This is a genomic window from Streptomyces sp. ST2-7A (genome assembly GCF_021390475.1).
Lineage (GTDB): Bacteria > Actinomycetota > Actinomycetes > Streptomycetales > Streptomycetaceae > Streptomyces.
This window is the reverse complement of record NZ_JAJUWS010000001.1, coordinates 127326-153949: the sequence shown is the minus strand read 5'-3', so window position 1 is coordinate 153949 and position 26624 is coordinate 127326. Positions and strand designations below refer to the sequence as shown.

20 protein-coding genes and 3 pseudogenes are annotated in these 26624 nt (G+C 69.5%); 13 read left to right on the top strand and 10 right to left on the bottom strand.

Going from position 1 to position 26624, the window contains the following annotated elements; all coding sequences use genetic code 11:
- Positions 1–137: 137 nt before the first annotated feature.
- The gene (locus tag LZF96_RS00645; RefSeq protein WP_233864547.1) at positions 138–3338 is read right to left on the bottom strand and encodes an FG-GAP-like repeat-containing protein; all 3201 of its coding nucleotides are present in this window, start codon (positions 3336–3338) and stop codon (positions 138–140) included.
- A gap of 442 nt (positions 3339–3780) precedes the next feature.
- On the opposite strand from LZF96_RS00645, the gene LZF96_RS00635 reads away from it, so the two are divergent.
- Positions 3781–11934, top strand: a complete 8154-nt coding sequence (locus tag LZF96_RS00635; RefSeq protein ID WP_267940263.1) for a ricin-type beta-trefoil lectin domain protein — start codon at positions 3781–3783, stop codon at positions 11932–11934.
- A 6-nt stretch (positions 11935–11940) separates the two neighbouring features.
- Entirely contained in the window at positions 11941–12312 is a 372-nt protein-coding gene (locus LZF96_RS00630) for a hypothetical protein (protein ID WP_233864545.1), read from the top strand.
- Positions 12313–12560: 248 nt separating this feature from the next.
- Here the strand turns inward: LZF96_RS00630 and LZF96_RS00625 are convergent, their stop codons facing one another.
- A complete protein-coding gene (locus LZF96_RS00625) occupies positions 12561–12767 on the bottom strand; it encodes a hypothetical protein (protein ID WP_233864976.1) in 207 nt (68 codons plus the stop codon).
- Positions 12768–12837: 70 nt separating this feature from the next.
- On the opposite strand from LZF96_RS00625, the pseudogene LZF96_RS27240 reads away from it, so the two are divergent.
- The 3 genes and pseudogenes from LZF96_RS27240 to LZF96_RS00615 form a co-directional block, all read left to right on the top strand.
- A pseudogene (locus tag LZF96_RS27240) lies at positions 12838–13152 on the top strand (polymorphic toxin-type HINT domain-containing protein); the annotation flags it as partial.
- Complete coding sequence (locus tag LZF96_RS27235; RefSeq protein ID WP_374203056.1) at positions 13071–13586, top strand: hypothetical protein; 516 nt, start codon at positions 13071–13073, stop codon at positions 13584–13586. The pseudogene LZF96_RS27240 and the gene LZF96_RS27235, both read left to right, overlap by 82 nt.
- 92 nt (positions 13587–13678) lie before the next feature.
- Positions 13679–13993, top strand: coding sequence for a hypothetical protein (locus LZF96_RS00615; protein ID WP_143618662.1), 315 nt, complete (start codon positions 13679–13681; stop codon positions 13991–13993).
- Positions 13994–14076: 83 nt separating this feature from the next.
- Here LZF96_RS00615 and LZF96_RS00610 read toward each other — a convergent pair.
- Positions 14077–14347: pseudogene (locus LZF96_RS00610) on the bottom strand (site-specific integrase); the annotation flags it as partial.
- Between the two features lie 118 nt (positions 14348–14465).
- Here LZF96_RS00610 and LZF96_RS27230 point away from each other — a divergent pair.
- The 5 genes and pseudogenes from LZF96_RS27230 to LZF96_RS00585 form a co-directional block, all read left to right on the top strand.
- A pseudogene (locus LZF96_RS27230) lies at positions 14466–14924 on the top strand (polymorphic toxin-type HINT domain-containing protein); the annotation flags it as partial.
- 365 nt (positions 14925–15289) lie between these two features.
- Positions 15290–15826, top strand: a complete 537-nt coding sequence (locus tag LZF96_RS26845) for a HEAT repeat domain-containing protein (protein WP_233864543.1) — start codon at positions 15290–15292, stop codon at positions 15824–15826.
- A gap of 368 nt (positions 15827–16194) precedes the next feature.
- Positions 16195–16979, top strand: a protein-coding gene (locus LZF96_RS00595; RefSeq protein ID WP_233864920.1) for an IS5 family transposase whose coding sequence is annotated in 2 segments (ribosomal slippage) — positions 16195–16512 and positions 16515–16979 — 783 coding nt in all. Because the reading frame shifts where the segments join, the coding sequence is not laid out codon by codon here.
- Positions 16980–17140: 161 nt separating this feature from the next.
- Entirely contained in the window at positions 17141–17458 is a 318-nt protein-coding gene (locus LZF96_RS00590) for a hypothetical protein (RefSeq protein ID WP_233864542.1), read from the top strand.
- A 140-nt stretch (positions 17459–17598) separates the two neighbouring features.
- Positions 17599–18042 (top strand): hypothetical protein, encoded by a 444-nt coding sequence (locus LZF96_RS00585; protein ID WP_233864541.1) that lies wholly within the window; start codon positions 17599–17601, stop codon positions 18040–18042.
- A gap of 59 nt (positions 18043–18101) precedes the next feature.
- Here the strand turns inward: LZF96_RS00585 and LZF96_RS00580 are convergent, their stop codons facing one another.
- Genes LZF96_RS00580 through LZF96_RS00570 form a run of 3 tightly spaced genes read right to left on the bottom strand, consistent with a single transcriptional unit; the run spans position 18102 to position 19488 of the window.
- Positions 18102–18434, bottom strand: a complete 333-nt coding sequence (locus LZF96_RS00580) for a hypothetical protein (RefSeq protein WP_233864540.1) — start codon at positions 18432–18434, stop codon at positions 18102–18104.
- Between the two features lie 9 nt (positions 18435–18443).
- On the bottom strand, positions 18444–18626 hold the full coding sequence (locus LZF96_RS00575) for a DUF397 domain-containing protein (RefSeq protein ID WP_233864538.1): 183 nt from the start codon (positions 18624–18626) through the stop codon (positions 18444–18446).
- Positions 18607–19488 (bottom strand): helix-turn-helix transcriptional regulator, encoded by an 882-nt coding sequence (locus LZF96_RS00570; protein WP_233864536.1) that lies wholly within the window; start codon positions 19486–19488, stop codon positions 18607–18609. The genes LZF96_RS00575 and LZF96_RS00570 overlap by 20 nt, the downstream gene beginning before the upstream one ends.
- 203 nt (positions 19489–19691) lie before the next feature.
- Between LZF96_RS00570 and LZF96_RS00565 the strand changes: the two genes are divergently transcribed.
- Entirely contained in the window at positions 19692–20177 is a 486-nt protein-coding gene (locus tag LZF96_RS00565; protein ID WP_233864534.1) for an ATP-binding protein, read from the top strand.
- A gap of 31 nt (positions 20178–20208) precedes the next feature.
- On the opposite strand, the gene LZF96_RS00560 is transcribed toward LZF96_RS00565, so the two are convergent.
- The 3 genes from LZF96_RS00560 to LZF96_RS00550 all read right to left on the bottom strand — a co-directional run bounded on the left by LZF96_RS00560 (position 20209) and on the right by LZF96_RS00550 (position 23519).
- A complete protein-coding gene (locus tag LZF96_RS00560; protein WP_233864532.1) occupies positions 20209–21045 on the bottom strand; it encodes an SAM-dependent methyltransferase in 837 nt (278 codons plus the stop codon).
- 352 nt (positions 21046–21397) lie between these two features.
- Complete coding sequence (locus tag LZF96_RS00555) at positions 21398–22135, bottom strand: LuxR C-terminal-related transcriptional regulator (RefSeq protein WP_374203047.1); 738 nt, start codon at positions 22133–22135, stop codon at positions 21398–21400.
- A 22-nt stretch (positions 22136–22157) separates the two neighbouring features.
- Positions 22158–23519 carry an ATP-binding protein gene (locus LZF96_RS00550; protein WP_233864531.1) on the bottom strand — a complete coding sequence of 454 codons (1362 nt, stop codon included), beginning with the start codon at positions 23517–23519 and terminating at the stop codon, positions 22158–22160.
- 124 nt (positions 23520–23643) lie between these two features.
- Here LZF96_RS00550 and LZF96_RS00545 point away from each other — a divergent pair, with 124 nt between their 5' ends.
- On the top strand, positions 23644–25563 hold the full coding sequence (locus LZF96_RS00545) for a PspC domain-containing protein (RefSeq protein WP_233864530.1): 1920 nt from the start codon (positions 23644–23646) through the stop codon (positions 25561–25563).
- On the top strand, positions 25560–25865 hold the full coding sequence (locus LZF96_RS00540; protein ID WP_233864529.1) for a hypothetical protein: 306 nt from the start codon (positions 25560–25562) through the stop codon (positions 25863–25865). Before LZF96_RS00545 ends, LZF96_RS00540 begins: the two co-directional genes overlap by 4 nt.
- Positions 25866–25930: 65 nt before the next feature.
- On the opposite strand, the gene LZF96_RS00535 is transcribed toward LZF96_RS00540, so the two are convergent.
- Complete coding sequence (locus LZF96_RS00535; protein WP_233864528.1) at positions 25931–26233, bottom strand: hypothetical protein; 303 nt, start codon at positions 26231–26233, stop codon at positions 25931–25933.
- Between the last annotated feature and the right edge of the window lie 391 nt (positions 26234–26624).

Genomic DNA, 26624 nt, shown 5'->3' with positions numbered 1-26624 from the left:
GTTGTCACTCAGGGGAGAGGGCTGGGGTGTGGGGTGAAGCCGATCAGGGGAACACCGGTTCACCGGCCTGCCGGGTGACGGAAAACCGGGCTCGGTCCACCGCGCAGACGGTGGACCGAGCCCGGCGAAGCTTCGGCTCAGCCGAGGGACTTGACGTTCCCCCAGCCGGTGGCGACGGTCTTCACCGGTGAGCCGGTGTTGGTGGTGCTCGGGTGGTAGATCCGCAGCGTGCCGTCCTCGCGGATGGCCCAGATGTCCGGGACGCCGTCGCCGTTGGTGTCGGGGGTGCCCACCAGCAGCGGCACGTTGGACGTCGTCCACGAGGTGCCGTACTGCACGTCACCGCTCCGCGATTCCGAGGCGAGGGTCAGGGAGGTGAGGTCCACGCTCCCCGCCACCGAACCGGGCTTGCCGTGGCGGATGTACATGATCCCGTTGGACGGGTTGCGCCACAGCAGGTCGGGGGTGCCGTCCTTGTCGATGTCGGCGACGTTGACGATCTCCCGGCCGTCCCAGGAACTGCCCCACATCGGGATGGCCTCCTGGAAGCTCGCGCCGGTGTACCCGGTCAGGACCCAGAAACCGGCGCCCGCCCGCAGGAAGAGGTCCGGTTTCTTGTCCCCGGTGACATCCCCGACGGCCTTGATCTGTCGCCAGGTGTTCGGGGCGGGGGCGTTGTCGGGCAGCAGGATCTTGATCCGCTTGTCGACATCGAAACTCCCGTAGCCATCTCCCGGGTACAGCCAGAAACCGCCGTCGGGGGTGCGGGCGAACAGGTCGGTGAGGCCGTCACCCGGGTAGTAGTCCGAGTGCTTGCTGATCAGGGCGTGCTCGCCGGTCCGCGGGTCGAAGAAGTGCCCCGGGGGGCTCTGGTTCCGCGCGGAGTCGTACGAGGCCTGGATCCCGGAGTACACCTCGCCACCGGCCTCGGCCGCGTAGCCGTGCAGCCGCCCGGCGCCGTTGATGTTGAGGAGGTCGGGGTGGCCGTCGCCGTTCAGGTCGCCGGGGCCGTCCTCCTCGGCGCGGGGCGGCAGGTAGAAGAACAGTTCGGCGCGGGCGCTGCGGTTGCCGGCCGCGTCGTAGGCGTAGACGTGGAAGGCGACGGGGCCGGCGTTGGGCGGCCGAAGCGACTGGGTCCACACACCGGAGCTGTTCGGCTGGACGGTCGTGTAGCCGACGTCGTTCCACGCCCACCGGTAGTGGGAGACGTCCGCGGCCCTGCCGCCGGGGCGAATGGTGAAACCGATCGTGTCGCCGAACCTCTTCTCCGGCGCCCACATGCCCGTATCCCGGGGGGTGTCCTCGACGCCGACGGCGCTCAGCACCGGAGCGACGGGAGCGCTGGAGTCGACGGTGAAGCGACAGGCCTCGGTGCCCGGCGGGAAATAGGTGGAGTAGCTGCCGCTGGTGACGGAGTCCTCGGAGCGGACATCCCACGAGTAGCCGCCGTCGCTCAGTTGTGAGGCCGGGACGGTGATCGAACCCTGGCCGTTGGAGGCGGGGGTGATGAGGCGGTCGACGAGCTTGTTGGCGCTGTCGCCGGTGCGCCACACGCGGAAGCGCAGCTTGGGAACGGTGCCGTCGGGGTCGGTGCCCCGGGCGCTGATGACGATGTCGGTCTTCGCGACGGTGACACCGGCTCCCGGTCCGGGGACACAGGCGCCGCCGGGGGCGGTCGTGCCGTTGACGGGCTCGTTCGGCGGGCGGTTGTAGACGACGTTGATCTCGGCGCTGGAGGCCGCGAACTTCCGCCAGGTGTAGGTGGAGGTCTCGGTACTGGCCCGCATTCCGAAAGTCACGGTGGCCCACTTGCTGTTCACGGCCTTCTGGGCCGCGTCCTTGACGTTGAAGGACACGAACCCGTCGGGGCAGCCGGAGGAGTAGCCGTGGGCGAAGGAACGGCGCTGCTGGAGGGTCAGCCAGTCGGGTTGCTTGTTCCAGGTGGTGGAGGAGGAGATCGCGGAGGTGTGCCAGAGCTGGAACTCGCGGGTCTCGCAGGACCAGGAGTGGGTGTTCTTCACCTTGAAGGTGGCGGAGGAGACGACGGCTCCGGAGAGCGAGTTGTCGAACCTCATCCGCCAGAAGGAGCGGCCCAGGCCGCCGGTCTGGGACTCGTAGCCCACCCGGGCCTCGGAGGTGCCGCCGCCGAAGTTGGTGCCGTTGAAGAAGCTGCTGTTGGGGTGCGGCTTGTAGGCGATGGTCCAGGAGTGCACGCCGCCGACCAGGGTCGGGTCCAGGAAGATCGGGTAGAGGGTGCCGGCGTCCTTCTCGAAGAGGGCGGTGGCGTCGGCGTTCAGGCGCAGCACGGCCCGGGAGGTGCCGTCCCCGTCGAGCAGGGTGGGGATCGGCGCGTGGGCGGCGCCGGGTTCGACGCCGGTCAGGCCGGTGAGGTCGAGCACGGCCGAGGTGGTCGAGGTGTCGGTGCGCGGCTCCGGCGGCTCGGGGGCCTCCGGGTCGGTGGGGTCGGTGGGTTCGCGGCCGGCTGAGTCCCAGGCGTAGGGCGTGGGCACGCTGGTGATCTCCTCGCCGCCCTCGCCGTCCAGCACCCGGACGCCGCCGGTGACGGGGTCGTGCTCGAAGACGGCGGTGGGGGAGGAGAGTCCGTAGCGGATGTCCTTGGTGTCCAGGGAGGCCACGGCGTCGCGGTTCTTGACGATGAGGAGCTGGGCGAAGCCGCCCTCCTCGCGGGCGACCACCAGCAGGTCCACGCCATCCACGACCTCGGGGTAGAGGGCACGGGGACCGTCGAGGACGGGCTCGGGCAGGGTGCCGGGCCAGGTGTAGGAGATGGTGTGGCCCTCGATGGTCAGTTCGGCGAGGACCGTGCCGTCGCCCGCCGGGCCGCCGGGACCCTCCTCGGTGAGGAGGTCCCGGCGGGGGGCGCGGGAGCCGCGGTCCCCGCCGCGGCTGCCGGGGGAGAACACCAGCGGGGTGACGGAGTTGACCGGGGAGATGCCCGCAGCGGTGTGCTCCAGGGTGGTGTCGATGTCGGCCCACTCGCCGTCGGCGTTCGGCGCCCGCTGCGGCAGGGCGTGGATCGTGGTCTCGTACTGCCCGTCGGGTAGTGCCCGGGTGATGGTGGTGGGGGTGGTCTCGGTCTCCACCACCACCTCCTCGCCGCTCTCCCGGGCCTCGGCCATGGCGACCGCGGCGTTCACGGGGCGGGAGTCGTCCGCCGGGGTGGCCTCGGTTCCGGAACCGGCCCGTCCCCCGGCGGGGGTGTCGCGCGGCAGCAGTGGCAACAGTCCGACCAGGAGAGCCGCCGTCACCAGTCCGAGGGTCAGGGCCAACCGGGCGCGGGTGCGCGTCAGGGGTTGGAGGAGGCGGGGCGCTTTCACGGCGGTCTACTCCCGTGGCGGAGGTCGGGGCCGGTGCGGGCAGCACGGCGGGCCCCGGGCCGGGGGCCTCGGGGCGAGGGACGGGACACGATCGCACGATCACCCGGAGTGGTGTCCACCCCCGAAATGAGACCTCTTCGCAATCTTTCCGTGATGCGAGCCGGGAACGATATCGCTTTTGCCCTGTTGTGAGTCATTCATATCCCCCGCATTTATGTTCATGTGGCAATACATCATCCCCTTCCACCCTTACGGTCCGCAGTGGATCAATGACCCACAAGAAGTCGATCATTCGGTGATCAAAACGTGACCCGGGCTCTCCGGGACCCTTTCAACCCCCTCGCGCCGGTCACGAACGTGATGGAAGAGTGCCGCCGCGTGCGTCCGCTGACCCGTACGCATTTCGTCTTTTCGTTCGACTCAGGGGATGGGTGCGGCTCGGATGCGTGCTGCTGACAGAGCACTGTGGTGGGACGGGGCCGCCCGGCTTTCCGCCGGCAACCCGTACGGACACGGTCGGCGCCGCCTGAACATGGCGCTCGTCCTCCTCCTGTGCATGGTCATGTCGGTGACCGTGCTCAGCGCGCAGGCGTGGGCCATCCCCGGCGACGGCATGAGCCGCGCGAAGGTCGAACTCCCCGATCTCCCGGAGAGCGAGGTCATCGAACCGGACCTCGGGGCGGAGACCGCGCTCACCACGGCCGACGAGATCCCGGCCGAGGAGTACGTCCCCACCGCCACCACGCCCTGGACGGGCGGCACCGCCGGCGTCGACCTGACCGGCGTCGCGCCCGGCGAGTCCGTCCCCGTCGGCACCCTCCCCATCGACCTCGGTGTGCCCGCCGACGCGACCGAGGCGGAGGCCGCGGGGCTCGCGGGCACCTGGACCGTGGAACTGGCCGGCCCCGACGTCTCCCACGAGGCGGGACTCGCCGGTCTCCTCATGGCCGTGACCCCGCCGGCGCAGGCGGACCCCGCCGCCGAGGTGGCCGTGGCCGTGGACGCCACCGACTTCGCCGACCTCTACGGCCCCGAGTCCGCCGACCGCTTCGGCCTCACCCTGCTGCCCTCCTGCGTCATGCGGTCCCCGACCGACCCCGACTGCGCGACCGACCCGGAGGAGGTCACCACCCTCTCCCGGGACCCGGAGGCCCTCAACGCCGTCGCCCCCGGCGGCACGGCCGAAGCGGCCGGCCCCGAGGCGGCCGGGGACGCCTTCTCCGCCGTCGCGCCGGCGACCGGCCCCGACGGCACCGGCACCGGCCCCGACGGGGTCCGCGCCGGTGTACGGGCCGCCCTGCTGCGGGTCGCCACGCTCTCCCCCTTCCACGATGTCACCCCCCTCGTCGAGCGGGCCTCCTACCGGGTGACCACCACCGTCCCCGTGCACGAACTGCGCGGTGAGGACGCCCCCGCCGTTCCCGACACTCCCGAAGGGGAGACCGGCACCGGCCCGGAGGGCGAGCCCGGGCCGGCCCCCGCCCCCGCCCCCGACCCCGACCCCGCCGACGGCACCGACGGGGAGCCCGCCGAGGACGAGGACGAGGACGAGACCGAGACCGACGACGAGGTCGAGCCCCACTCCGACACCGACCTCGCCGAACCCGACACCGCCGACGCGGGCGTCGTCAACGCCGCGTTCACCACCCCCACCACCGGCGGTGGCGCCAGGGTCCTGGCCGCCCACGACACCGGCACCTCCGGCCTCGCCGGCTCCGGCGACTTCACCGCCACCCCGCTGCTCTCCGCCGGTTCCTGGGCCGCCGGCTCCTCCTCCGGCGCCTTCACCTACGGCTACCAGCTGGAGGTCCCCGAAAGCCCCGGCGGCCTGACCCCCACCGTCTCCCTCGGCTACTCCTCGCAGACCGTGGACGGCCGCACCAGCGCCTCCAACAACCAGGCCTCCTGGCTCGGCGACGGCTGGGACTACAACCCCGGCTCCATCACCCGCACCTACACCTCCTGCCGGGAGGACGCCAAGAAGCAGGGCGCCAACAACGCCTCGCACAAGACCGGCGACATGTGCTGGGGCTCGCACAACGCCACCCTCAGCCTCGGCGGCTCCACCACCGAACTCGTCCTCGACGACGGCGTCCAGAACAAGAACGCCAACCGCGTCGTCTACACCACCGCCAACGGCGACGGCTCCCGCGTCGAGCTGATCAAGGACACCGCCACCGCCAACGGCGACGCCGACGGCGAACACTGGATCGTCACCACCACCGACGGCACGAAGTACCACTTCGGCCGCAACCGCCTCCCCGGCTGGACCACCGGACAGCCGGAGACCAACTCCGTGCTCACCGTCCCCGTCGCCGGCAACCACGCGGGCGAACCCTGCCACAAGGCGGGCGACTTCGCCGGATCCTTCTGCGACCAGGCCTGGCGCTGGTCCCTGGATCACGTCGAGGACGTCCACGGCAACGCCATGACCCTGTGGTGGGTGCGCGAGACCAACCACTACGCGCGGAACCTCAACTTCAAGACCCCCGTCGCCTACCACCGCGGCGGCTACCTCCAGCGCATCGACTACGGCCTGCGCGCCGACGCACTCTTCCCCGCCGCCCCGGTCGGCCGGGTCACCTTCAAGGTCGCCGAGCGCTGCTTCACCGAGGGCACCGCCACCTGCACCGAGGAGGCCTTCGCCTCGCAGGACCCGGGCCGCTACCGCATCTGGTACGACACCCCCGCCAGCCTGCACTGCCGCGTCGGCAAGACCTGCTGGAACGCCTCACCGGCCTTCTTCACCCGCAAGCGCCTGGAGAGCGTCACCACCCTCGCCCAGCGCACCCAGGGCTCCACCGCCCTGCGGGCCGTCGACGAGTACCGGTTCAAGCACGAGTTCCCGCACACCCGCCTGGGCGCGAACACCTCCCTGTGGCTGATGTCGATCACCCGCCTCGGCCACGCCGTGGACGGGCGGGTCGAGCCCCTCAATCCGGTGCGCTTCGAGCCCAACGAGGACGCGATGCCCAACCGCGTCTACAAGGGCGGCAGCTCCGGCACCGACCCGCGCCCCGGCTTCGACCGCCTGCGCGTCGGCCGCGTCATCAACGAGTACGGCGGCGAGACCGTCATCGACTACGCCGAGCCGAAGGGCGCCTGCGCCACCGGCCGGAACCTGCCCGAGCCGGCCGCCAACACCCTGCTCTGCTACCCCGTTTACTGGCACCCGGACCCGGAGGCCGAGGAGATCGACTGGTTCCACAAGTACGTCGTGGAGCGCGTCGAGGAACTCCCCGCGCTGGACGGCACCGAGTCGATGACCACGGAGTACGTCTACGGCACCCCGGCCTGGAAGCTCACCCAGCAGGAGTTCACCAAGAAGTCCCGCCGCACCCACTCCGACTTCGCCGGCTTCGACACCACCACCGTCCTGACCGGCATCGACGACAACGCCACCGCCGCCAAGCGGACCAAGACCGTCACCCGCTACTTCCGGGGACGCGGCGACTCCCACACCGTCCGTGACGTCACCGGCGCCGTGATCGCCCCCGACCGCGAGCCCTTCGCCGGGCTCGTCGCCGAGGAACTCACCTACGCCTCCGCCACGGACAACACCACGACCGGCTGGCTCACCCGCACCGTCTCCGTGCCGCAGGCGACCCAACTCGCCCTCCGCACCCGCGACGACGGCCTCACCCCGCTGCGCGCCTGGCGGGTCGCCGATGCCGAACAGACCAGTTACACCCGCTCCTCCGGCACCGGCACCGACAAGCGCACCGAACGTGTCGTCGCCACCTCCACCCGGTACGAGTCCACGTACGGCCTGCCCACCCACATCGAGTTCGCGGGCGACACCGGCACCGACGAGGACGACACCTGCACCCGGCTGGACTACCTGCACAACACCTCGGCGCACATCATCGGCCTCACCAAGGAGGTCCGCACCGCCGCCGGCACCTGTGGCGTCGCCGACTTCGGCGCCACGACCAACCTGCTGTCGGCCGCCCGCACGGCCTACGACGGCCAGGCGTACGGCGCCGCGCCCGTCCGCGGCCTGCCCACCGCCTCCTGGTCCCTGAAGGCCGACGGCTCCGGCTACCAGCCCGACGGCACCGCCGTCTTCGACTCCCTCGCCCGCGTGGTCCGCACCACCGACCCCGACGGCAACAGCGGCACCATCACCTACACCCCGGCCACCGGCCAGGTGTACGAGATCACCGAGACCAACTCCCTCGGCCACCGGGAGATCACCACCGTCGAGCCCGGACGCGGCGCCGGCCTGCGCGTCACCGACGCCAACGGCCACGTCTCCACCGCCGTCTACGACCCGCTCGGCCGCCTCGTCGAGGGCTGGGCCCCCGGCCGCACGCCCGGCTCCGGCGCCGTCCCCGACGTGCGCATCTCCTACACCATCGACGCCAACGACGACGACGGCGAACGCGAACCCCCCTACATCACCACCCGCCACCGGGGCCACGACGGCACCGTGCACACCGCCGTCACCGTCTACGACGGCCTGGGCCGCGAACGCCAGAGCCAGGAACCCGCCGTCGGCGGCGGCCGACTGATCACCGACACCATCTACAACGGCTCCGGCGAGGTCCGCGAGTCCCGCAACGCCTACTTCGCCGAGGGCACCCCCTCCGGCAAGCTCTTCACCCCCGACGCGCCGGTTCCCAACGCCACCCGCTACACCTACGACGGCCTCGGCCGGGTGCTGCGCGAGACCCCCGTCTTCAGCGGCCAGGAGGACCCCGCCCGCGCGGTCTCCTACAGCTACGCCGCCGACCACGCCACCGTCATCAACCCCGAGGGCGGCGCCTCCTACCGCGCCTACAGCGACGCCCTCGGCCGCACCACCCGGATCGACACCTTCACCGACCGCGCCCGCACGAAGTTCATCACCACCGACTTCGCCTACGACCGCACCGGCGCCCTGGTCCGGGGCCGCGACACCGAGCACAACACCTGGACCTGGGAGTACGACAGGCGCGGTCGCCTGGTCTCGGCCACCGACCCCGACACCGGCACCGCCACCACCACCTACGACCACCTCGACCGGCCGCTGACCTCCACCGACTCGCGCGGCGTCACCGTCCGCACCGAGTACGACGAACTGTCCCGGCCCGTCGCCGAGTACCTCGGCGCGACCGGCGGCCAGAAGACCGCCGCCTACACCTACGACACCGCGCCCGGCGGCCTCGGCCTGCCCGCCACCGCCACCCGGTACACCGACGGCCTCGCCTACACCATGTCGGTCGGCGGCTACACCAACGACTACCAGCCGACCTCCACCACCCTGGCCCTCCCCAAGGCCGTCGCCGACACCTGGGGCCTGCAGACCTCCTACACCTACCGGTACGCCTACACCGACACCGGTCTGCTGAAGTCCACCCAACTCCCCGCCATCGGCGCCCTGCCGAGCGAGAAGTTCCTCATCCGCTACACCGCCGACGGCCTGCCGCTGTCCACCTCCGGCACCGACTGGTACTCCTCCGAGACCGTCTACTCGCCGTACGGGCACGTCCTGCGCAGCACCCTCGGCAGCCGCCCCTACCGGGTGTGGGTCACCACCGACCACGACGAGGCCACCGGCGCCCTCCGGGAGCACCGCACCTACCGCGAACAGTCCGGCGACACCGAACTCGTCTCCGACTTCCTCGCCTCCTGGCGCTCCTACACCTACGACCCCGCCGGCAACGTCACCTCCATCCGGGAACGGGCCGGCCGGCTCGCCGAGCGCCAGTGCTTCACCCACGACGCGCTGGGCCGGATGACGCAGGCGTGGACCTCCGCCAACCAGGGGTCCTGCACCGCGACCGGCAAGAGCGCCCCCGCGCCCTCCTACGGCGACGGCACCCTCAACGTCGCCGCCGGCGCCGACAACTCCGGCTACTGGCAGAGCTACTCCTACGACGACCTCGGCAACCGCACCGGGCTGGTCCGCCACAACCTCGCCGGCGACAGCGCCAGGGACACCGTCGTCGAGTACTCCTACGGCGCGGCCGACGGCTCCCAGCCGCACACCCTCACCCGCGTCGACACCAACGTCACCAGCCCCGACGGCTCGGTGACCATCGACCTGGCCGCCCTGCGCACCTACGACGAGGCCGGCAACACCACCTCCGTCACCGAGCACGGCGACACCCAGACCCTGTCGTGGACCCACGACGGCCTGGTGGAGCGGGTCTCGAGCCCGGGCGCCAACGGGGCCGTCGCCCACATCGGGCCCGGCGGCAGGTGCCTGGACGTCGCCTCCGGCGTATCCACCCCCGGCCAGGCCGTCCAGCTCTACGCCTGCAACGCCACCCCGGCACAGAAGTTCACCTTCACCGCCGTCTCGGACGCCGACCCCGACACCGGCACCATCAAGGTCCTGGAACGGTGTCTGCAACCCGTCTCCGGCGCGGCGAACGCGGCCGTCCGCATCCAGAAGTGCGACGGAGGCACGGCCCAGCTCTGGCAGCGCACCGCCGCCGGCCAGTTCCGCCACGTCGACTCCGGGCTGTGCGCCGCCACCTCCGGCGGCCAGACCGCCAACAGCACCCCCGTGGTGCTGACGGCCTGCAACGCCTCCTCCACGGCACAGCTGTGGGAGGCGCAGGGCGAGACCCGGTACGTCTACGGTCCGGGTGGTACGCGTCTGCTGACCATCCAGGAGCGGCAGGCGACCCTGCACCTGGACGAGTCGGAGGTGACCGTCCACCGGGGCGGGGCGTTGATCAACACCCAGCGCACCTACGCCGGTACCGGCGGGGCGGTCCTGCGCTCCGCGAACGGCACCGGCGCCTCCAGCCTGATGGCGCTGACCTCGGACCATCAGGGCAGCCCGTACGCCGAGATCTCCATGACGGCCGGGATGCAGGTGCGGGTGCGCAAGCAGGACCCCTTCGGGGCGGTGCGCGCGCAGGCGGAGACCTCGGCGAGGTTGCAGAGCCACAGCGGGTTCCTGGGCGCCACCCGGGATGATTCCACCGGCTACATCCAGCTCGGGGCCCGGCTCTACGATCCGGCGGTCGGGCGGTTCATGTCCGCCGACCCGATCCTGGACCTGAGCGACCCGTTGCAGTCCAACGGGTACGCCTACGCGCACAACAACCCGGTCACCCACTCCGACCCCACGGGCCTGAGCATCAGCCTGTCCCGGGCGGAGAAGACGGCGGCGTGGGCGGCGGCCGGATTGAGCGCGGCACAGATCTCCAAAGCGGAGGCCGACTCCAGGAGGAGCCTGCGGGACGTCATCCTGGCGGCGTCCTGGGGCATCCTGTCGGAGTTCCTGGGCATCAACGACGCGATCCGCTGCTTCGGCGGTGACCTGTGGGCCTGCGGTGAGCTGATCCTGGGGGCGATCCCCTGGACCAAGGTCCTCAAGCTGGGCAAGGTCGCCACGGCGGTGAACAAGGCCATCTCGGCGGTGCGGGCCTGGCGTCGGGCCAAGCAGGCGGCGAGCGCCATCCTCTCCCGCGCCCGGGCTGCGGAACGCTCCGCGCTCGCGGCCAAGCGGAGAGCCGTCGCGGCGGCGAAGAGAGCCGCGCAGGCGAAGAAGGCCAAGGCCAGCGCCAAGGCCAACACGACCAGCAACAAGGCCGTGACCGTCACGAAGAAGACCGGTAATCCGGTTCAGAAACAGGCGGCGGCCAGGGCCAACCCCAAATCCTCCACGACTTCTGTCAGCGGCGGAAGCCGCGGCGGGGGAGGGGGCGGTGGCAACCGCAGTAGCGGCGGAGGAGGGGGCAGCAAGCCCGCTGCCTCCTCCAAGCCCGGCGGCAGCACCGGCGCAAGTTCCCGCAGCAACGGCGGCTCCAGCGGCGGTTCATCGGGCAACAAGGCGAATGAGACTGCTGATCCGGGCTGTAACAAGAACAGTTTCGTGCCGGGCACCTTGGTGCTGATGGCGGATGGGTCGGCCAAGCCGATCGAGGAGGTGCGGAACGGCGATCGGGTTCTGGCGACGGATCCGGAGACCGGGGAGACCCGGGCCGAGACGGTCACCGCCGAGATCACGGGCGAGGGCGAGAAGCAACTCGTGACCGTGACGGTGGACACCGACGGGGACGAGGGTTCGGAGACCTTCAACATCGTGGCCACCGACGGCCACCCGTTCTGGGTCGAGGACCTGCGGGAGTGGGTCGACGCCACCGATCTGCGGGCCGGTCAGTGGCTGCGCACCAGCGCCGGCACCTACGTCCAGATCACCGCCGTCCAGCGCTGGACGGCCGGCGCCACCGTCCACAACCTCACCACCACCAACCTCCACACCTACCATGTCCTCGCGGGGGTCACCCCCGTCCTGGTTCACAATTGTTCGGCATCGGTGCAAGAACTGCACATGGCGACGCCAGCGCATGGCACAGATGAGTCGCGTCTAGCGCCGCTTCGCAATCTTTCCGATGATGATTTCCTTAACGCGATCAATAATCCGCGTGACGGGGAGTACATAACCCTCAATGATCGAAACACGGTGGTTCAGGGGAACCATCGAGTAGCTGAACTTGCGCGGCGAGCAGACGACCCGAATAGCTCAATCCGATGGGGTACGCGAGTTAAAGTTCAGCGCTATCGGAGAGATATGAGTATGTTTGACGACTTTGATGGCAGCGGTGGAGGCGGCAAGAGCATGGATGACCTGTGGAACAGTCTGGAATGGTGAAGAGGCATGCCTGCCAAGGTCAGTCCAGGTGAGTATGGAGTGATGGTTGCTTCATACGCGGAACTTCTCGAAATTCGAGATGATCCGAAGAGTGCTTTCCTGAACGCCCGGTTGGATCATTTGATCTCTGCTGGCCGTGTGGATAGGGGCGGGCTTCATCTCTTCGTGCCTATGCTGGAGAACGGATATCGTGGGGCTCTAGGGGAAAGATCGCTCAGATGCTATCTCTGGTTTCTTGAATCAGGGAAGAATGCGCGTTCCTGTGTGCTGATTGACGTTCCTGAGAGTGGCCTTTCGGCTCTCAGGCGCCTCGGCCAGAGTGCGCTGGAGAAGGTAGTTCTAAATCTTCTCGGAGAATTGCCGATAGAGACGCTCTAGCGAAGCCCAGGAGCCCCGCCGGGTAGTTTCTCCGGCGGGGCTCCTCGGGTGTTTGACGGCAATGGTGACGGCAACGTCAGCGGACGACTGCCGCAGTGGGTGGGTCGCCGGGGCCGTCATCGGTCAAAGCGAAGGGTCGTCGCGGCGGCGAAGAGAGCCGCGCAGGCGAAGAGGGCCAAGGCCAGCGCCAAGGCCAACACGACCAGCAACAAGGCCGTGACCGTTACGAAGAAGACCGGTAATCCGGTTCAGAAACAGGCGGCGGCCAGGGCCAACCCCAAATCCTCCACGACCTCCGTCGGCGGCGGAAGCCGCGGCGGGGGAGGGGGCGGTGGCAACCGCAGTAGCGGCGGAGGAGGGGGCAGCAAGCCCGCTGCCTCCTCCAAGCCCGGCGGCAGCACCGGCGCAAGTTCCCGCAGCAACGGCGGCTCCAGCGGCGGTTCATCGGGCAACAAGGCGAATGAGACCTCCGGTTCGGGCTGCCCGACAGACGTCAACAGCTTTGTGCCCGGCACTCTGGTGCTGATGGCTGATGGGTCGACCAAGCCGATCGAGGAGGTGCGGAACGGCGATCGGGTCCTGGCCACGGATCCGGAGACCGGCGAGACCCGGGTCGAGACGGTCACCGCCGAGATCACCGGCGAGGGTATGAAGGAACTCGTCACCGTGACGGTGGACATCGACGGCGAGGAGGGTTCGGGGACCTTCGACATCGTCGCCACCGACGGCCACCCGTTCTGGGTCGAGGACCTGCGGGAATGGGTCGACGCCACCGACCTGCGGGCCGGTCAGTGGCTGCGCACCAGCGCCGGCACCTACGTTCAGATCACGGCTGTCGAACGCCGGATGGCTGGCGCCACCGTCCACAACCTCACCAACATCCACACTTACTATGTGCTGGCGGGGGTCACCCGGTCCTGGTTCACAATTCAGGTGGCACCTGTCCGCTCTACCGAAGCGACACTCGCGGCCCGGACGAGATATTTGAGCCGAGAGGTGGCAATATGGATCTCCTGGAGCACGCATCCGGATACTCAAGGGACTCTGGGTATATTTCCACCACCACTTCAGAGTCTGTGGCGATCAGGCGCGGCGGAAATGTCTACGAGATTCGGGGCGTTGGTGGAGTGGACGTAAACAAAGAATTTCCTGGGAATCCGTATGCGCATGAAAGGGAGATTGCAATTCCGGGGCGAGTCGATACGAGTTGCATCGTTGCTTGCAGACTTCGAGACGGAACTAGAGTTCCGAACCCCAAATATGGCGGGGGGTAATTGTGGAGGAGTTGGCTCGGACTGCAACCAGGGCAAACGGGGAGAAGGTGAACGTTTTGCTCCAGGTTTCTACACCGCCTTCGACTCTTCGGGTGAGATTGACCGATGAAGAGTTTGAGCGATTCTATGAAGAGGTCGATTTACTGGAATGCCTCAAATCAGCCCGCCGTGATCTCGAAGCTATTGGTCTGCTCCTGTGCTGTCAGGGTGCGAGATTGAATGTCTTCCCGTCGGGGATGACCAGACAGATGACGGAAGGTCGATTGGCCTACTTGTCGCAAGCCGGAAAAGAGCTCTCTGATGACGATCTCGTGGATATCTTCGCTCCAGCAGACTGTTCCGAAGTCACATCTCTAGAAGGTCAACTAGCGGCAATGCGGGAACTGTTTCGCATGAAACGAAATTGATTCACCTTGGGTGAATCTGGTGGCCCCCCGGAATAATCCGGTGGGGCCACCAGTGCGGTTTGACGGCAACGCTGACGACAACGTCAGCGGATGGCTGCTGTGGCCGACGGGTCTTCAGAAGCGTTATTGGTCGCGCCGAGCGCATCGTTGAGGGTGTCAATGCTCTGGAGCTGGAGGCGGAGGCGTACGCCGGCGGTGACGCCAATGTGGGCGTGGCCCAACAGCTCCTTGATGACGACAAGTTCGACGCCTTGTTCCAGAAGCAGGGTGGCGGAGGTCGTGGAGGCGGATGCGGCGGAGGCCAGCCGTGCGGAGGAGCGTGGTGAAAGGGCGGGTGAGGTTGGTCGGGTCGATCAATCCGACCTGCGCCATGGTGCACACCTACCCGCTGTGCGGTAGTAGCGAGCTCTCGCAGTAACGACGCTTCCAGCAGCGGCCGCCCGGCAACAAGGCGAACGAGACGGCCGCACCCTCCTGCACCAGCAATAGCTTCGTTCCCGGCGCCTTGGTGCTGATGGCGGATGGGTCGGCCAAGCCGATCGAGGAGGTGCGGAACGGCGATCGGGTTCTGGCGACGGATCCGGAGACCGGGGAGACCCGGGCCGAGACGGTCACCGCCGAGATCACGGGCGAGGGCGAGAAGCAACTCGTGACCGTGACGGTGGACACCGACGGGGACGAGGGTTCGGAGACCTTCAACATCGTGGCCACCGACGGCCACCCGTTCTGGGTCGAGGACCTGCGGGAGTGGGTCGACGCCACCGATCTGCGGGCCGGTCAGTGGCTGCGCACCAGCGCCGGCACCTACGTCCAGATCACCGCCGTCCAGCGCTGGACGGCCGGCGCCACCGTCCACAACCTCACCACCACCAACCTCCACACCTACCATGTCCTCGCGGGGGTCACCCCCGTCCTCGTCCACAACTGCAACGAAACTTTCTATCGGGCGATGAGCGAGAAAGAATTTGCTCAACTGGGCCCCAATGGTGAGATCACAGTCAAGGGCACCGAGAATTTCGTTACGCAGGACAGTGGGTATCTCGAAGGTCTGCGGCGTCAGACCCACCGCAAGGGAGGCAGAAATGCCGAGAAATACACAGTTCTGGTTCGCTTCGAGATGTCCCCTGGCACCCGCGATGCATTGATCGCGGCCGGTAAAAATCCGAATGAAATCGGTCAGGATATAAATGCCGTCCACCTGAAGTCGGAGCGCGGCTTCGACACCTACGGCCTCAGGCCCGGATCGGTCGGAGTGTTCAATTCGAGAATCGCCGGATTCGGAAGAGTGGAGGGCTGGTGACGTCCCGTGGAGAAGGAAAATCGCAGGCTGATCTGGTTGAAGCACTCGCCGACGGCACGGGGCGAGATGCTAGGTCCATCGCGGCCGGGCATCCCGAGGTCCCTCAACTCATCGCATCCTGGATTCGGGAAGCAGCTCAGGTGGGAAACTGGACAAGGGTCGACAAGTTCGCCAACCTGGCCGCCCCCTTGCGGGCGCCGGGCCTAGGCGGGGCTCTTCTGGAGATCCTTGATTCGGATGCCGCGGGATTCAATAAAGAGGATCTCGTGGAGATCCTTGGGGAGATCCGTGAAAGGGACGCGGTCCCCTGCCTGTTCAGGGTGGCGGAAGGTTCTGTGGACAAGGACGCTCCGGCGTACTGGCTTTGCCAGAAGGTCATCTCCTCCCTCGGGGAGATCGGCACGCCGGAGGCCCTTGAATGTCTGCGCCGGATGACGTCCCCCTCGTGGCCCGACGTTGTCCGATGGCATACGGCTGTCGAACTCGGTATCGAGGACGAGTTTGGGTTTGATGAAGATCAAATTCTGGGGTAGCCGGAGCCTCGGGCGCTGTTGGGATCCATTCAGTTCCCATAGCGTTAGCAAAAAGGAAGCCCCGCCATATACGTTCTGGCGGGCTTCTGCGTGGAGTGACGGCATTAGTTGATGGCAAGGTCAGTGGACGACTGCCTCGGTGGGTGGGTCGCCGGGGTCGTCATCGGTCAAGCCGAGGGCGTCGCTCAGGGTGTCGATGGTTTGGCTTGGAGGCGGATCAACACTCTTGAAAGAAGTGGGAAGTCGTTAGGTTTCATCAAGCGCTTCAGCCTTGTGAGGAACTACATGAATTGGCCTGATGAAAGCCTGACAGCTCGTCTCATTTGGCTTGTTGAGGGTACGCTGCGGTCGTGTCGATCGTGGAGCGGATGGTGCCGGATGAGTTGTGGGAGTTGTTCCAGCAGGTGGTTCCACCTGCACCGACGCGCCCACAGGGGGGTGGGAGGCGACGGTACGGGGATCGTGAGGTCTTGGCGGCGATCGTGTTCGTGGCCACCTCGGGATGCACCTGGCAGCAGCTGCCGCCCGGCTTCGGTCCCTCCGGGCCCACGGCACACCGTCGGTTCACCGAGTGGACGAAAGCCGGGGTATGGGCCAAGTTGCACCGCCTGGTCCTTGATGAGATCGGGTCCCGGGGCGGGGTGGACTGGTCGCGGTGCGCGGTCGACTCGGTGAACATGCGGGCCCCGAAAAGGGGGCACTGACGGGTCCGAATCCTGTGGATCGGGGCACGTACGGCTCGAAGATCCACCTGATCACCGACCGGGCCGGTCTGCCCCTGTCCGTCGGGGTCTCCGGCGCCAACCCCCATGACAGCCAGGCCCTGATGCCCCTGGTCACCGGGATGCCGTCGATCCGCTTGAGCCGTGGCCCGCGCCGACGGCGGCCGGCGAAACTCCACGCCGACAAGGGCTACGACTACGACCACCTGCGTCGGTGGCTGCGCTCGCGCGGCATCACACCACGCATCGCCCGCCGGGGCACCGATTCCTCCGCCCGGTTGGGTCGACACCGGTGGACCGTCGAGCGCACCATCGCCTGGTTCGGCCGCTACCGACGTCTGCACCGCCGCTACGAGCGCAAGGCGGAACGCTTTCTCGCCTTCACCGCCATCGCCTGCACCCTCATCTGCTACAACCGCCTCACCAAATGAGACGAGTTGTAAGGATGGCGACTTTTCGAAGGAGTTGGATCTTCAGGTGGCTTTGTGTGGTGGAATGGGCTATGTGAAACCGGGGCGCATTGAGGAAGTAAACAGCCCGTTGAAGTGGAAGCTTTTGGTTGGATTCGTATGTGACAAGGAGGAATTCAGCGGTGTCGACTCCGATCACGCACTGGGATGGAAGCATGGAAGAAGGATTTGAAGTCGGCATTCCATCACTTCTTGCAGAACTTGATGGGTCAACTGATGACGAGAACCCGGATGTCTCTGTCACCGATGATGAGTCCTCCTGGACCGTTTCGGCTTTCCAAGATGGAAGCCTGGTCCTTGAGAACCTCGACGATGGAAGCATCGAACCTTGTCATCTGCGAGTGCCTTCCCGTTCGGACATGATCCGGGTGATGGCCCTTGTGGTTCGAGGTGACATGGTCGCTCTTCATCGACTGGATTGGCTTCCCGGTTACGGATGATTGCTGAAGTGGGTCCGTGGCAAGGTGACTTTGATCCGGATTCTTCGAAGTGTGAAGCAAAAAATTACCGCTTCAATGATTGTTCGCACGGGGGCCGTGTGCAGAAAGGTCTGTGTCACGTGTGTGAGGGTGAGGTCCGCGTGAATGAGGGCGTAGGGTCGAATGAGTACATCTTTGGTATGCCCCTTCCGGCCTGCCTGATCGAGTCGATCAAGGATCTTAGATGGGTGGGACTGGCCGATTCGCCTGAGCTTGGGATGGTGTTCAAGGAGACCCCTGTTCGCCCCGCATTTCATTCGATCCTCGGCATGATGGGCGTGACGAAGTGGTGGCGTGAAGAACTCGATGAAGAAACCCTGAGATGCTACTTCGGCACATCCGATGAATATGTAGAGTCCGGTTACATGTCGCGTTTGAAGACCGTATTCATCGGGACCCTGGGCCCCGACCTTCCCTTCGTACTGGATTACAGAGCTTCTCCTGTTGCTCCAAGCGTGGCCTTCCTGGGAGAAGAGGGCCCCTGGCGAAAGATTTCCGAGAGCGTGTGCGATCTTCTTCTTGCGTTGCGTCCCGTAAATCGCTGATTCCTGGCCCGGTGAAGGTCGGAAAGGCGAACGAAGGGGAGTGTCGCGGTGAAGCAGGTTCAGGGGGTTGAGGGTCCGACTCTTTCGCCGGTCGGGTTTCCGTCCAGCACGCCGGGGCGGGAGGCGAGGTAGGAGAAGAGGCAGCCCACGAGCATGGAGACGGCTCCCGCCGTGGAGGCTGCGAAAACCGCCTCGTACGAGAGATTGAGGAGGCGTGGGATGGCGTTGAGGGCGCCGGCGCCGAAGACGCATAGCAGCGCCACGCCGAGGTATCTCGGTCGTTTCCGCCGGAAGACGCCGGAGGTCGGCGGGCGGAGGACGAGGAGCACGCCGGGGAGAAGGAACAGCGCGGCGAAGATGCCGAGCGCTACCGCGTGGGGGTTGGGGTTCACGGGCTTCGTTCAGGGTCGGGTGAGGTGGTGGAGGAAGGCCGTCCACGCCTCGGTGGGGACGCGGGTGCGGGGGCCGGTGGGGTGCTTGGAGTCCCGCAGGCCCACGTGATCGGTCCCGCGTCGTATCTCGACGCACTCGCCGTTGGCGCCGCTGTGGCTGCTCCTGGTCCAGCTACTGCCCTGCGCGAGCATGCGATGACCTTTCTCGGGAGGCGGTCGGTTCGTCTCTGACCCGCAGGATCATGGCTTCCGAGTCCAGAGGGCTGAGCGCGCAGGCCCGAAGGTGATCGAACGCGGCCCGCAGGGGCTCGGTGTCCTCTCGTGCCTCCAGGTAGGTGTGCCCCGTGAAGTTCTCCAGGAGAGCGACTTCGAGGTCGATCGGGGAGGGGAACGAGTAGAGCAGGAACGGGTACGGGCCACTCGGCACGGCACTCGACGTGAAGGGTAGTACCTGCACGGTGACGTTCGGAAGCCGTGCCATCTCGATCAAGTGGCTCAGTTGACGGCGCAACACCTCTTCTCCGCCCAGTTGTTGGCGCAGGGCGGCTTCACCGAGGATCATCCAGACGTCCAGCGGCGCGGGACGGTCCCGGGTGAGGGCCTTCTGCCGTTCCAGGCGTAGGTGAAGTTTGTCCTGCTGTACCGGGTTCAGCACACCGGTCCTGCCCTCGCGGATCACGGCCGCCGCGTACTCCTCGGTCTGGAAGAGACCGGGCACGATGCCGGGTTGGAAGCCCCGACACATGGTGATCTCGTCCTCCAGGCCCGCCAGGTCGACGAACTCCTGTGGCAGACGGTTCTCCAGGACGCGCCACCACCGTTGTTCACGGCTCTCCCTGGCGAGGGCGAGCCAGCCGGCGCGTTCCTCCGGGTCGGTCACCCCGTACAGGTCGAGCAGGACCCGCAGGTCGAGTTGACGAACGCCACTGCGACCGGCCTCGATACGGCTGATCTTGGCGGAATGGCAGCTCAACTCGCGGGCGGCGTCCTCCAGCGTCATGCCCAGCCGCTCACGGAGGCGGCGCAGGTTGGTGCCGACCACTCGCCGTCGCACCGTCGTTCTGAGTTCTCCCGGCACGGGACCTCCTCACCCTCGCTTCTCGCATGGTGTCACGAACCCGCTACACACGGATAAGGAACATGCGTTCATGCGGTTTGTCCACCTTGCATCTGGTCCACCATGCGCTCATGCTCTGTGTAGTCATTCGAGCACGAAAAGTTGTGGGCGGTCTCCGGGTCGCCTCGAAGGGACATCGCATGGTGCCGTCGCTTCCCCTCCCGTCCCCGATGTCGTCGCCGCCGGTTGAGCGGGAGAGCCGTCGGGAGTACGAGCCGTTGCTCGGGAACGTGGGTGCCGCCCGGCGGTGGGCGGCGCGGCTGGCCATCGAGTGGGGGCACCCGGACCCGGCGCCGACGGTGGCGCTGGTGGCGGGGGAGTTGGCGGCCAACGCGGTACTGCACGGGTGTTTCCGGCAGCGGCCGTTCGGGGTGCGCGTGGTGCTGCACGGCGCGGCCCTGCGGGTGGAGGTGTCCGACGGCCGGGCCGACCGGCTGCCGTTCCGCAGGTCGGCGGGGCCGCAGGAGACGTTCGGCCGTGGACTGCTCCTGGTGGAGGCCGTCGCCGACCGGTGGGGCGTGACGGTGGACGCCGGTGGCAAGACGGTGTGGGCCGAGGTGGACGTGCCGCCGGAGGGATCGGCCGGCCGGGCGGGGGAGTGGGCGGGCGCGGCGGCGCGGGGGTGAGAGCCCGTGCGGGCGTGGGAGAGGGCGCCGGTTACGGCTTGCGGGCCACGGCTCCCGCCGCGTTCATCTCGTCCCGCTCCTCCGGCTCGGCGATCTCAGGCCGCCACCGGGGCAGGGAGACCAGGCCGGGCTCGACGAGCTCCAGGCCGTCGAAGAACCGCGCGAGGCGTTCCCGGCTGCGCAGGATGTACGGCACCGCGCCGCCCTCGTTGTAGTCGTCCTGGGCGGCGTGCGCGGCCTCGCCGACATCCGTGCCGTCGTACAGCGTCAGGTGGCTACCCGACGGCAGGGCGGCCATCAGGCGCCGCACGATGGCGAGGGCCTCCTCGTCGTCGGGGATGTGCCCCATGACGCCCATCAGCATCACGCCGACCGGCCGGGAGAGGTCGAGCGTGCCGGCCGCAGCCTTGAGGATGTGGTCCGGGTCGCGCAGGTCGGCGTCCACGTAGTCGGTGGCGCCCTCCGGGGTGCCGACCAGCAGGGCGCGGGCGTGGGCGAGGACCAGCGGGTCGTTGTCCACGTACACCACCCGGGTCTCCGGGGCGAGGCGCTGCGCGAGCTGGTGGGTGGTCTCGACGGCCGGCAGCCCGGTCCCGATGTCGAGGAACTGCCGGATGCCCGCGTCCTCGACCAGGTACCGCATGGCGCGGCCGAGGAAGACCCGGGAGTAGCGGGCGATCTCCACGATCTCCGGGTATAAGGCGCGGAACGCCTCGCCGGCCTCCCGGTCGACCGGATAGTTGTCCTTGCCGCCCAGCCAGTAATTCCAGATGCGGGCGGAGTGCGGCACCCGGGTGTCGATGCCGGGCGGGGCGTCGGACGCCGCCGGCGCGTCGGCGTGCCCGGGGGTGCGCGGGGTCTCGCTCATGGTTCTCCCGTTCGGTCGGATGAGGCGCCCACCCTAGGCGCACACCGTCCCGGGAGAGGAGCGAAGAGGCGTGGAATTCACGGGTAGGGCAAGGGAGTTGGCGCGTTCTTCGCGATGCCGGCCGTACCCCGTGCCCCGGGCGGTCCGTCCCGGCCCCCGCCGTCGGCCGTCCACCCGGACGGGGCGCCGCCCGGCCCGTGCCGAATCACAGCCGGGGACCCGCTCGTGCGCCGGCCCGTATCCCCCCTCCCGAGCCCCGGGTGCCCCCACGGGCCGCGCTCCGTGCCGGGCCCGGACGGGATCGCGGGCCGAGCCGCCCGTAACCCGGCCCGGCCCGGTCCCGCGCCCCGACTCAGATCAGGCGGCGGGCGGTGGCCCAGCGGGTCAGCTCGTGCCGGTTGGACAGCTGCAACTTGCGCAGCACCGCCGAGACGTGCGACTCGACCGTCTTCACCGAGATGAACAGCTCCTTGCCGACCTCCTTGTACGCGTAGCCGCGCGCGATCAGCCGCAGCACCTCGCGCTCGCGCTGGGTCAGCCGGTCCAGGTCCTCGTCCACGGGGGTGGCGTCGCTGGAGGCGAAGGCGTCCAGCACGAAGCCGGCCAGGCGCGGGGAGAACACGGCGTCCCCGTCGGCGACCTGGAAGATCGCCGCGACCAGGTCGTCGCCGGTGATGGTCTTGGTGACGTAGCCCCGGGCGCCGCCCCGGATGACGCCGATGACGTCCTCGGCCGCGTCCGACACCGACAGCGCCAGGAACCGCACCGGCCGGTCGGCCGCCGCCATCAGGGACGCCGAGCGCCGCAGCACCTCCACGCCGCCGCCGCCGGGCAGGTGCACGTCCAGCAGCACCACGTCGGGCCGGGTGGCCTTGATGACGGTGATCGCCTGGTCCACGTCCCCGGCCTCGCCGACGACCTCCACCCCGGTCTCGTCGGTGCGGCCGATCTCGGCCTGCACGCCGGCCCGGAACATCCGGTGGTCGTCCACCAGCACCACCCGGACCCGCCCGGCCGGCCCCCCGCCGTCGCCGTTCCCTCCGGAACCGCCGTTCCCGCCGTTGCCGGTGGTTCCCTGCCCGCTGTTCACCGTCGTGCCTCCGCTTCCCGCCTCATTCGGCCCGCTGCCCCTGGTCCTGCCCGTCGCGCTCCATCGTCAGCACCACCTCGGTGCCCTCGCCGGGCGCGGTGCGCACCCGGGCGCTGCCGCCGTGGCGCTGCATCCGGCCGATGATGGACTCCCGCACCCCCATGCGGTCCCCGGGGACCGCGTCGAGGTCGAAGCCGGGGCCCCGGTCGCGCACCGATACGAAGACGGTACGCCCCTCGACCTCCGCGAACACCTGCACGGGACCGCCCTCGCCACCGTACTTGGCGGCGTTGACCATCGCCTCGCGGGCCGCCTGGAGTTGCGCCGAGAGTCCCTCGTCCACGGGACAGTCGCCGACGCACACCACCTCGATGGGCACGCCGTGGTCGTCCTCCACCTCGGCGACGGTGGCGCGCACCGCCTCGGCGAAGGTGCTCGGCGCGGCCTCCGCCTCGCCCGCGTCGGCCTTGTCGCCGGCCGCGCCGGAGGCGGCCCGTTCGGAGGACTTGTACAGCCAGGCCCGCAGGTCGCGTTCCTGGGCGCGGGCCAGGCGGGCGACCTCGCGGGGGTTCTCCGCGTTGCGCTGGATGAGGGTCAGGGTGTGCAGGACGGAGTCGTGGATGTGGGCGGCGACCTCGGCGCGTTCCTGGGCGCGGATGCGCATGGTGCGTTCCTCGGAGAGGTCCTGCACCACCCGCACCAGGAACGGTCCGGCGAGCAGCGCGATGCCGACGAGCACGGCCAGCGCCGCCTGCAGGATGCGGCTGAGGTCCTCGCTGGCGCCCTGCACCACCACGAACAGCAGCACGCCGACGACCACCAGCAGCACGCCGGCCGCGCTGCGGGCCACCGGCAGCCATCCGCTGCGACGGGTGACCTCGGCCCAGTGGGCGCGGCGGCTGTTGTCGGCCTGCCGCCACACCACGGCGGCGCCGATGCCGATCAGGAACAGCGGCCAGACGTGGCCGATGCCGACCTGGTGCTCCAGGCTGTTCCACAGCGCGACGAGGCCGATGCCGAGCACCACCAGGGCCAGGCCCCGGTTGCGGCGGGCGGCGCCGCGCCGGCCCTCGCGCTCGGTGTCCGGGCCGGCGCCGGGCGGGGCCCAGGGATTGCGCGCCTCGGCCGGTCGGGCGGGCCGCACGGAGGAGGTGCCCAGCGGTACGACGAACCAGAAGACTCCGTAGACCAGCATTCCCAGGCCGCTGGCCAGGAACATCGCCAGGAACGCGCCGCGCACCCAGGAGACCGGCAGTGCCAGGTGCCCGGCGAGTCCCTGGGCGACGCCGCCCACCCAGCGGCCCTCCGCGCTGCGGTAGAGCTTGCGCAGCGGCGCCTCGTCGGTGTCGGGGCCCGTTCCGGCGGCGGGCGCGGCGGTGGTCATGACCCGATCGTCACATGTCGTTGTCCCCGGGGGCATCAGGGACGTTCCCCGATCCGGGGATGGGGGACGCCCGGGGGCGGTCCCGGATGGTGGGGAGGGGTGGGGCCCGGGCACGATGGACCGCATGAGTCAGCCGAACGGTCCGCGGGGACCGGAGACGTCGGAGTCGGGCGCGGCGACCGGGGGCGGCGGGTCCGCCGACCCGGCGGACGCGCCGGGCGGCCCCGGCACCGCCCCGGACGGCGCGGCGGGTGCCGGAGCGGGGACCGGGACCGGGGGCGGTCTGTTCGACCTCGGCGACCGGGCCGGCGGGGCTCGCGGCCGGCGGATGTTCCGCAGCCGTCGGCACAAGGTGGTGGCCGGGGTGTGCGGGGGGCTGGGCCGTCACTTCGACGTGGACCCGGTGGTCTTCCGGGTGCCGCTGGCGGTGCTCTCCCTGATCGGCGGTGTCGGGTTCGTCGCGTACGGCATCGCCTGGCTGGTGCTGCCGTACGAGGAGGAAGAGGAGAACGAGGCGCGTCGGCTGCTGACCGGCCGGGTGGAGGGGGCGGGGCTGACCGCCCTGCTGTTCGTGCTGGTGGGCCTGGGGCTGCTGCTGGCGTCGATGTCCACGCGACTGCAGTTCTTCTCCGTGCTGGTGCTGGGGTCGATGGTGGCCGCCGCGCACTGGTCGCAGGAGCGCGGGCGCAACCGGGCCGCCGGGGACGGCGCGCCGGTGGACCCGGTCACCGCGCAGACGGTGGCGACGGCCCCGCCGGAGGCCCAGCCGCCGCCCGCGCCGGCGGGACCGTCGTGGTGGCGGAGCCCTACCGGGCCGTGCGCGCCGTGGTCGTCCGGTGGTGGGGAGTACCTGTGGGGGCCGAAGGGCGCCGCCCCCGCGACGGCCGGCGCCGGGTCGGGCGGCGGTCGGGTGAACATGCGCAAGCCGACCGACCCACCGGCGTCGGCCCCGGCCGGGCCCCCGGCGCGGGAGCCGGTCGCGGCCCCCGCCGGATACGGGTCGGCCCCCGCCGGATACGGGGCGGCCCCCGCCTGGTCGGCGGGCGGTGGGTCCGGGTGGTCGCCGTACACGGGGACGCCGGTGAGCGGGGCCTACGGCGGGGAAGGGACCCCGCTCGCACCGACACCCGGCGCGGGGTGCGGCCCCGGCCGCTCCCGGGGGTTCTGGCTCGGCGGGCCGGTGCTGCTCGCGGCGATCACCGCCGCCGTGCTGGTCACGGGCGCGGTCTGGCAGACGGTGGCGCTGGGGCCGGCCCTGACGTACGGGTTCGCCGCCGCGCTGGCGGTCTTCGGGATCGGCATGGTGGTGGGCGCCTTCGTCGGGCGATTGGGGGCGGGCACCGTCATCGCGGCGACCATGACGGCCGTGCTGCTGCTGGGGGCCTCGGTGCTGCCGCGCGGGATCGAGACCGAGTGGCGGGACGAGTCCTGGTCGCCGGTCGCGGCGGCGCAACTGGCGCCCTCGTACGAAGCGGGCACCGGGCGGGCGACCCTGGACCTGTCGGGGCTCGACCTCGCGGAGGGCCGGGAGGTGGCCACCTCCGCCTCGTTGGGGGCCGGGCGGCTGCTGGTGATCGTGCCGCACGACGCGGTGGTGCGGCTCTCCGCGCGGATCGGGGCGGGGGGTTACCACTACACGGAGAGCAGGGGGTCGGTACCCGGCGGTGCTTCGGCTCCCCCGATGGTCGCGACCGGTGGTCTGCGGCTGGTCCTGGACGAGACGCTGCGGCCGGCGGACGGGGTGACGCCGGTGGGCACCATCGACCTGACGCTGGACACGAGTGTGGGGCTCGTGGCGGTGGAGCGGCAGGCGGTGCCCGACGGGGACACCGACGGGGCCGGTGGGGTCGACGAGGACACGGAGGGGGCCGGCGGCGCAGGGGAGGACACCCCGGGGAACGACGAACCGGCCGAGGCCGCCGGGGTCGCGGCGCGGGGTACCGGCACCGCGAGGAACGAGGACGCCGGGGACGACGCCGGGGACGACGCCGGCCCGGTGTTCGTGGCGGCGGGAGCCCCGGGGCGCGTGGAGGTGAACGGATGAGCACGTCGTGGAACGGCGCCGACGGCGACGCCTTCGCGCCCCCCGTACCGGAACGGCGCGGGGACCGGGAGCCGGACCGCCGGTCGTCGGGGCGGCGGTTCGAGCCCTCCCGGCTGCTCTTCGGCCTCGGGCTGTTGGCGCTGGCCGCCGGGGTGGCCGGCCGGGTGGCGGGCCGCTCGCCGGTGCCGCTGTCGATGCTGTTCGTCGCGCTGCCCGCGTTGTTGCTGCTCACCGGCGTGGTCGCGGCCACCACCCACCGGGTGCGTTCGCGAAGGCCCCGGTCGTCCCGTCCGCCCGGCTGAGGGAGCGGGAACGCCGGGCCCCTCCACCGCCCCGGTGGGCGCGGTGGAGGGGCCCGGGGCCGGGGTCAGACGGTCGTGGCGAGCCAGCCGATCGTCTCGGTCACGTGTTGGCCGTCGCTGCGGACGTTCGGGTTGACGTTGACCTCGTTGAGGCGGATGAGGAAGCCCTCCCGGTTCACGCCGTGGACGCGGATGCCGGGGGTCTCGGGGCCGTTGAAGGTTTGGGTCAGCGGCAGCACCACAACCTCCGCGTTCTCGGGGAAGGGGGTGGGGAAGGTGACCCGGGTGAAGGTGGAGGTGTTGCCGCCACGGGTTTCCAGCGGCTGGTTGGAGGAGAGTTCCACCCTGCCGGTTTGGATCATGGCCATGGTGTCCGTCCTTTTCACGCGTTCCCGGTACGCCCGACGCGTCGGTTCGCCGTGAGGGCCGGGGACGTCGGCCCGGCGTGTCGGTCCGGGGGATCGGTACGGCCGGTCGACCGTGCCGATCGATGGTTGTCCGCCGACCGGACGGCCCATGCGGCTCTCCCCCGGAGGGGTGAAGGGCGACCGCGGTGAGGTCCGGTCGTCCCGCCCCGGCGCACGCCCCGGTGCGGGGTGGGGCCCCGGCGGGGTACGGGTCGGTACGGGCGGAACGGAGGGAAATCCTCCGGAACGCTCCCCGGGGCGTGCCCCGCGCGTTACGCTCCCGACGGAACGTCAGGCACGGGGGTGGGCCCATGAGCACGACGGAACACGACGATCGGCGACGGAGCCGGGC

What these genes read in the sequence shown, in the direction of transcription:
- LZF96_RS00545 (WP_233864530.1), top strand. Translation starts at nt 23,644, where the DNA reads ATGAGTCAGCCGAACGGTCCGCGGGGACCGGAGACGTCGGAGTCGGGC.
- LZF96_RS00575 (WP_233864538.1), bottom strand. Translation starts at nt 18,626, where the DNA reads ATGCTCGCGCAGGGCAGTAGCTGGACCAGGAGCAGCCACAGCGGCGCC.
- LZF96_RS00540 (WP_233864529.1), top strand. Translation starts at nt 25,560, where the DNA reads ATGAGCACGTCGTGGAACGGCGCCGACGGCGACGCCTTCGCGCCCCCC.
- LZF96_RS00550 (WP_233864531.1), bottom strand. Translation starts at nt 23,519, where the DNA reads ATGACCACCGCCGCGCCCGCCGCCGGAACGGGCCCCGACACCGACGAG.
- LZF96_RS00560 (WP_233864532.1), bottom strand. Translation starts at nt 21,045, where the DNA reads ATGAGCGAGACCCCGCGCACCCCCGGGCACGCCGACGCGCCGGCGGCG.
- LZF96_RS00635 (WP_267940263.1), top strand. Translation starts at nt 3,781, where the DNA reads ATGCGTGCTGCTGACAGAGCACTGTGGTGGGACGGGGCCGCCCGGCTT.
- LZF96_RS00630 (WP_233864545.1), top strand. Translation starts at nt 11,941, where the DNA reads ATGCCTGCCAAGGTCAGTCCAGGTGAGTATGGAGTGATGGTTGCTTCA.
- LZF96_RS00565 (WP_233864534.1), top strand. Translation starts at nt 19,692, where the DNA reads ATGGTGCCGTCGCTTCCCCTCCCGTCCCCGATGTCGTCGCCGCCGGTT.
- LZF96_RS00535 (WP_233864528.1), bottom strand. Translation starts at nt 26,233, where the DNA reads ATGGCCATGATCCAAACCGGCAGGGTGGAACTCTCCTCCAACCAGCCG.
- LZF96_RS27235 (WP_374203056.1), top strand. Translation starts at nt 13,071, where the DNA reads ATGGGTCGACGCCACCGACCTGCGGGCCGGTCAGTGGCTGCGCACCAG.